Below are 6663 nucleotides of genomic sequence, written 5' to 3'. Positions count from 1 at the left end.
CCTGCATGCTATCATTTCATTTTAGCCGCCAACCAATACTCAGCTAAGAAGGCTTCTACCGGTTGCAGTAGTTGAATAACTAACTCAACTTGATCTTCATCCAGTCCCTTCAAGCACAGCTGGTTCACCTCATTCAACTTTTGATAACAAGATTCCAATTGCTTTTGCCCTTGGTTGGTTATCCTTAACCGTTTGGTCCGCTTGTCAAGCGCATCGCCTTCTTCCAGGGTTAGACCTGATTTTTTGAGCCGCTCAAGGATCAATAAGCCTGAGGATAACTCATTAAAGTGAGCCGAGATGACATCGGTCTTCTTAGGATTGTCCATATAAGCCACTGAACTCAGATACAAAAACTCGTCGAAGCTGTTGAGGCCAAATTCTTTGAAAGCAGCCAGCGCCTGAAGTGTATGTAGCTTAGAAATCCGACCAATTAATTTAATCAGCAAGCTAGCCTTGTCTGGAGGGATTGGAGATTGCCAAAAGGTAGCTAAACTGGTTTTTGGCTGCTGACTCACTAAGTAGGCTTGACAGAACTGGGCTAAATCAGCCTTGGGATTTTCCTCTTCATAGTGCGCCCATAAATTGAGCAATTCAACGGCTTTATTCATATATATATCATCTTTGATGTAAAGATAAAAATAAACATCATTTATGTTGTTTAATGTCATTTGTGATATATATTTACCGGATAAACATCATAAATGATATAATTATGAATACAGTAAAAGTCAAAGGACTCGGCGGGGTTATCATGTCCTCACCTGAACCAGAGCGATTAGCCAACTTCTATCGCGATGTACTCGGCATCCCTTTGGCGTTAAGCCGACATGGCAATACGCCTGAACATTGGGAATGCGACTACAATGGGATTCATTATGCGGTGCTTAAACAAAAGGTAGCTGCACAAGCAAACGTCAACACAGTTTTATCCTTTATGGTAGATGACATTGAAGGCATTGTGAGGGCTCACAACATCCCATTAATTCATCCAATCATGGATCTGGGCGAAGGGGCTTCTATTGTCAGCTTCAGCGATCCAGACGGCAACATCCTGCGCTTTTGGATGGATAAGAATTAACAAGAAGGTAGCCCGTAAAGATGAGGATTCTCTGTCATCTTTACGGGCTACCTTCTTATTATGATAAATTGGTTACTGATTCTCAAAATACGCTCCTACCCGAGACGAATAATCGTTTATGCCCTTACTGCTTGAATAATGCAAGGACATGAATTATTATTTTATTGAATGCCACCACAATTAATAACATACAAGAAAACTGACCACGCTTTGCGCGTTTAGGCTTATCAAAGAAGCGGTACCGGAACGATTTATGAGTAGGCAGTAAATTTAAAGCCTTTTCCTTAGTGCCTAGTTCCAGTTACCGTCCAGTTATGATAGAAGCCATGTCATATCATCGAACCTCCTGGTTCTTTAAATTTTGTGAATCTGTATTAGCTACTACTGCTCTTCTCAATCTACTGCTGATCCCGTTGGAATTCTTGCCTTTCTCGTTCCTTGAGAAATACGGCCAGTACTTCATGTATGTATTAGTGGGGATGGTTGGAGCGGCCTTGCTTAGTAGCTTAGTTTATGTCTGGATATGGCGTCAACGCGAACAACATAACACCATCAACAGTCCTTTACATCATGCTTGGCTACAAGGTATTATTCGCTACTGGTTGGCCTTATCGATTTCAAGTTATGGTTTTGCCAAAATTTTAAAAACGCAGTTTCAAACCCCGGATTTCACCTTAGACACCCCTATTAGCTCATTAAGTGGAATGAGCTTGACTTGGTACTATTATGGTTATTCATATTCACTGGCGGTTATTATTGGCCTTTTGCAAATAGGGGGATCTGTCTTACTTCTTTACCGTAAGACAACCTTATTAGGCGTACTGATTCTGGTTCCAGTCATGGTCAACATTGTTTTGATTAACCTATTCTATAAAATTGCCGTTGGCGCTTTTTTTAATTCAGTTGTCTATTTACTGGCCTTGGCATTTTTCCTCTTTTTAAATAGACAGAGACTTAAAATTGCCTTGTTAGATTTAGTTGATCAGCTTCCTGCTATTTCTTCCGGTCGTAGTTGGATAAAGCATAGCCTGCGTTTATTGCCGATTGCTATTGCTTTTATTTCATTGAAACTACTAATTGACACTCATCCTGATGATCAAGTATTGAGAGGTAGCTGGAAGGTGGAGAAACTTGTTCGCAATGGTCAGGTTCAATCCTCTTCCGCCTGGCTAACCGATTCTAGAGCTTGGAATCGAATCTATTTTGCTGGATTAACAGGTTGTGCTTTTAGCCCAAACCCCTATCGATTTGAATCTTGGGAAGGTCGATTAGGAAGCTATGAATTCGATAGTTTACGGAATAGACTAGAGGTAGCTTTTTATTCCCGTGATACGTTACGTGCGGTTGTCAGTAATCGTACAGCAAATGCAATGCGATTACAAGGTGTTTTGGGGCTTGATACATTGGATATACACTTGTCTCGTATACACCGCTAGATTACAGCAGCTGTGATAACCTCATTCTCGGATGTTATCACTATAGGTTTATTCATTTTACTTATTCTCATAAAACGCTCTAACCTGAGACGATACGGTTTCAACTGAACAAACTGTTCTCCTCAAAGACCAACCCCTCCCTTAGTTTTGGACAATACGTCCGATTGATCGTCGATCCTTCACTACATCACCCTCATTCAACAAGACCAGCAATGATTTGACACGGTCCTAACTATCCGTATCCGACCCTTAATTAATTTCGAGTACGGATAGTTAGAACCGTATTAAGAGAACCAATGATTACTAACAAGTGCTAGACTGACCCTACGCGGCTACTGTTTCTACCGGTGATCGCTGCCAGTACCGCTTCCCAACGGCGTTCACAAACTGCTCAATCGTGGCCTGCGCATGCTGGCTGGTTTGGGTCAAGACACCCGCGTCAGCGTCGATGGCTTCCTCGGGCAGTGCATTCCTCAGCAGAGTAACGCTTTCGCCTATGGCTGCCACTGGCTTGCCGTGTTTGTAGGCCTGAGCCAGAAAAACGTAAGCATCCCCTTTGCGGGCCAGCTCGCTCATGCCTGAACCACCAGGGGCAAACACGGCGTCGTAGAGCACAGAACTGGCATTGGCATAGGTCTTTTGGGCTTCCAATTTGCCCCCTGTCCCGTCGATATCACCCAGATGCGGACCGACCAGTTCACCCTGCGCCCCGGCCTGAGCAAGGGCCTCTTTGAGCGCATTGACCTGCTGGCTGTCGACACCATGGCTCACCAGAATCGCCACTTTCCGACCTTTAGCACTGGTAGGCTGCTGAGCCATACTCAGGGCCTTTGACCGCTGCACGCCCCCCGACGCTGTTGTTTCTGAGGTCGCATCGGCCAGCCGCTGGGCACCCACCACCGAGTCAGCAGTACCGCGCGGTTCGGCCGGAACTTGCTCATTGCTGGCCGGTTCGCCCAGCGCTGCTGCCACTTGCCCGGCTAGCACCTCGTTAATTTGGTGCAGATGTCCCAGCATCCGCTGCCTCACCGCCCGGGTTTCAACCAGGCTCAGCTCAAACTGAAGAGCTTTGACGATGTGCTCCTTCTCGGGCCCGCTCATGCTGTTCCAGAACAGTTTAGCCTGCCCGTAGTGGTCGCCAAACGATTCGCTGCGGGCGCGTACTTTAGGGCCGTCCACCGCAGCCGAATAGCTGACAAACCCACCACGGGCCGGCGTGGCTTCATCGGGCGAATGACCGTCAAGCGAAGCCGGTGTATACGACACCCGACCCTTGTCTATGGTGTAGCGCATTTGGGCATCGCGCTGGTTGTTGGAAACCGGACACCGGGGGCGGTTGATGGGCAACTCCGTAAAGTTCGGGCTTCCGAGTCGACTCAACTGAGTATCGAGGTAGGAGAAGTTACGCCCCTGCAACAATGGGTCGTTGCTGAAATCGATCCCCGGTACAATATTGGTGGTGTTAAAGGCTACCTGCTCGGTTTCGGCAAAGTAGTTGTCCGGGTTGCGGTTGAGCGTCATTTTACCAATCCGCCGAACCGGCAGCAGTTCTTCGGGCCAGAGTTTGGTGGCGTCCAGAACATCGAAATCGTATAGTTGCTCCTGGTCTTCGGCTAGGGTCTGAATGCCCAGTTCCCATTCCAGGAAATTTCCCGCTTTGATCGAGTCCCACATCTCGCGCCGGTGGAAATCAGGATCCTTACCGGCAACCTGCTGGGCTTCGTCCCAGACCAGCGAGTGAACGCCCAGCACGGGCTTCCAGTGGAACTTGACGAAAGTCGATTTACCCTGGGCGTTGATGAGCCGGAAGGTATGCACCCCGAAGCCTTCCATCATGCCGAAACTGCGGGGCAGCGAGCGGTCACTCATAATCCACATGATCATGTGCATCGATTCGGGCGTGAGCGAAATGAAATCCCAGAACGTATCGTGAGCCGTGGCCGCCTGGGGAATTTCGCGGTCGGGTTCGGGCTTGGCCGCGTGGATCAGGTCGGGAAACTTAATGGCATCCTGAATAAAAAATACCGGGATGTTGTTGCCCACAATGTCCCAGTTACCTTCCGGAGTGTACATCTTGACGGCAAAGCCGCGCACGTCGCGGGCCGTATCGGCCGATCCTCGCGACCCGGCAACCGTCGAGAAGCGCACGAAGACGGGCGTCTGGGTCGTGGTGTCTGTCAACACCTTGGCCGTCGTCAGGTCACTGAGCGATTCATAGAGTTCGAAGTAGCCATGGGCGGCCGCCCCCCGGGCGTGTACGATACGTTCAGGTATGCGCTCGTGGTCGAAATGCTGCAATTTTTCGCGCAGGATGTAATCTTCGAGCAGGGTGGGACCTCGTTCACCCGCCCGCAGCGAATTCTGGTCATCGGCAATGGGCTGACCGACATTGGTGGTCAGAGGACATCGATTATCGGTCATCATCGGATGCTCGGCTGGAATGTTGTTTGCCAAGCTTTGGCCATTCTGGCCTTCTGATGTAGTAATTGGTCCTGGCTTCGGGTTGGATTGCTGCATGATCTTGTTAAAAAAAGCGGGTCAAAACGGCTTTCTCTTTACGAACGTAGAATTACCCAAGCTGTTTGTTAAGGTGGTGTTATATCCAGCAAATTTGAGGCAATGGAGGATATGACTTGGCCCGCGGTGGTCGGTAGGGGTCGGCTTGTGGAGGGATTGCGACCACTGACAGCCACCAAATTATAGGAGACCGATAAAGATGACTATTCTCCCAAAAAGCTTCCCCTTGAGATAAAGATCGACTTGAATCGGTATACTTCAGGCGTTTCCAAAGCAAATACGATGTATGATAAATGAGATGGGCAAGCATTCTCCTTTGAAGCACCATTCTCTCGCGCCCAATTTACCGATAAATAAAACCGTGTGGGAGAGAGGACTTTCCTGTAGCTATATTGCCCAATCACTCGGTACTCTTTTTCTATCTGGCTAACCATTTAGTCGACCACTATTATATGAGACTTATTGCCCTGGGAATCTTCCTGATTATGAGCCAAGCTCAGGTATGGGCTCAGTCTACCCTAAAACGCTTGCCTATCATTGACATGCATCTGCATGCCTTTCCCTTCACCGCCCAAGGCCCCCCGCCCGTCACCATTGGCGCTCCCTATCGCGATTGGTCGGCACAGGATCTCAAACAGGGCCTGGGTGTGGGCTACGCCAATCAGTTGCTCAAATCGTCCTCGATGTGTGCCAACTGCTTAACCTCCGCTCCCTCCGACGACGCCTTACGCGACCAAACCATTGCGGTACTCAACAAGTATAACATCATCGGGGTGACCAGCGGACCAATGGCCTACGTACGGCGCTGGCAACAACAAGCCCCGGATCGCATCATTCCGGGCGTACTGTTTACCATGGGTGACCCCGCACTTACCCTGGACTCGCTACGGCACTATTTTCAGACGGGGGCCGTCAAGGTGTTTGGCGAGCTGTGTCTACAGTATCAGGGTATCGCCCTGTCTGATTCCGTGGTCGAACCCTACCTCAAATTAGCCGAAGAGTTTGATGTGCCGGTCAGTGTACACATTGGCACAGGGCCACCGGGGGTAGCCTATTTTGGAGATCCCAAGTACCGGGCTCGCTTGCACAGCGCTTTAACGGCAGAAGAGGCCCTGATTCGTCATCCTAAATTGCGGGTAGCCATCGCGCATGCGGGTTGGCCACTGGGTGATGATTTGCTGGCCACGCTGTATGCACACCCTCAGGTGTATGTGGATCTCGGGGTGATCTGCTATATCTTGCCCCGGGCCGAATTTTATGCCTACCTAAAACGGATCATGGATGCGGGTTTTGGCAAGCGGGTGATGTTTGGCTCGGATCAGATGGTGTGGCCCGGAGCGATTGCTGTAGGCATCCAGGCGATTGAGCAGGCTCCTTTTCTGAGTGCAGCCCAGAAGAGGGACATTTTTTACAACAATGCCGTTCGGTTTTTACGGCTGGATGCGGCACTTGACGGCCGGAAAGCAGTGGTTAATGGTCAGGCCACCAGGAAGTAGGCTTTAGGTGAGGACAGTGGCGGTTGTTGAGTCTTGAGGGGAGGAACGGGCAATCTAATCTCACAAATGGCTTCTAACCGAAACGAGGGGATATTAGTTATGTAGATGCTTCCTAAAAGTGGTCCGTTTGTTTTAG

At 49.2% G+C, this 6663-nt stretch carries 5 protein-coding genes; 3 read left to right on the top strand and 2 right to left on the bottom strand.

Annotated features, from left to right (window positions below; all coding sequences use genetic code 11):
• Positions 1–11: 11 nt before the first annotated feature.
• Positions 12–668: a MarR family winged helix-turn-helix transcriptional regulator gene (locus GK108_RS28330; protein ID WP_163954961.1), complete on the bottom strand. Its 657-nt coding sequence runs from the start codon at positions 666–668 to the stop codon at positions 12–14.
• A gap of 44 nt (positions 669–712) precedes the next feature.
• Here GK108_RS28330 and GK108_RS28325 point away from each other — a divergent pair, with 44 nt between their 5' ends.
• Entirely contained in the window at positions 713–1078 is a 366-nt protein-coding gene (locus GK108_RS28325; protein ID WP_163954960.1) for a VOC family protein, read from the top strand.
• A gap of 314 nt (positions 1079–1392) precedes the next feature.
• Positions 1393–2514 (top strand): hypothetical protein, encoded by a 1122-nt coding sequence (locus GK108_RS28320; protein WP_163954959.1) that lies wholly within the window; start codon positions 1393–1395, stop codon positions 2512–2514.
• Between the two features lie 324 nt (positions 2515–2838).
• On the opposite strand, the gene GK108_RS28315 is transcribed toward GK108_RS28320, so the two are convergent.
• Positions 2839–4968, bottom strand: a complete 2130-nt coding sequence (locus GK108_RS28315; RefSeq protein WP_394366289.1) for a catalase — start codon at positions 4966–4968, stop codon at positions 2839–2841.
• Between the two features lie 515 nt (positions 4969–5483).
• Between GK108_RS28315 and GK108_RS28310 the strand changes: the two genes are divergently transcribed.
• On the top strand, positions 5484–6527 hold the full coding sequence (locus GK108_RS28310; protein ID WP_163954957.1) for an amidohydrolase family protein: 1044 nt from the start codon (positions 5484–5486) through the stop codon (positions 6525–6527).
• Positions 6528–6663: the final 136 nt, after the last annotated feature.

The organism is Spirosoma terrae (genome assembly GCF_010435915.1).
Taxonomy (GTDB): domain Bacteria; phylum Bacteroidota; class Bacteroidia; order Cytophagales; family Spirosomataceae; genus Spirosoma; species Spirosoma terrae.
This window is presented reverse-complemented; position numbering and strand designations above follow the sequence as displayed.

What these genes read in the sequence shown, in the direction of transcription:
- GK108_RS28325 (WP_163954960.1), top strand. Translation starts at nt 713, where the DNA reads ATGAATACAGTAAAAGTCAAAGGACTCGGCGGGGTTATCATGTCCTCA.
- GK108_RS28330 (WP_163954961.1), bottom strand. Translation starts at nt 668, where the DNA reads ATGACATTAAACAACATAAATGATGTTTATTTTTATCTTTACATCAAA.
- GK108_RS28320 (WP_163954959.1), top strand. Translation starts at nt 1,393, where the DNA reads ATGATAGAAGCCATGTCATATCATCGAACCTCCTGGTTCTTTAAATTT.
- GK108_RS28310 (WP_163954957.1), top strand. Translation starts at nt 5,484, where the DNA reads ATGAGACTTATTGCCCTGGGAATCTTCCTGATTATGAGCCAAGCTCAG.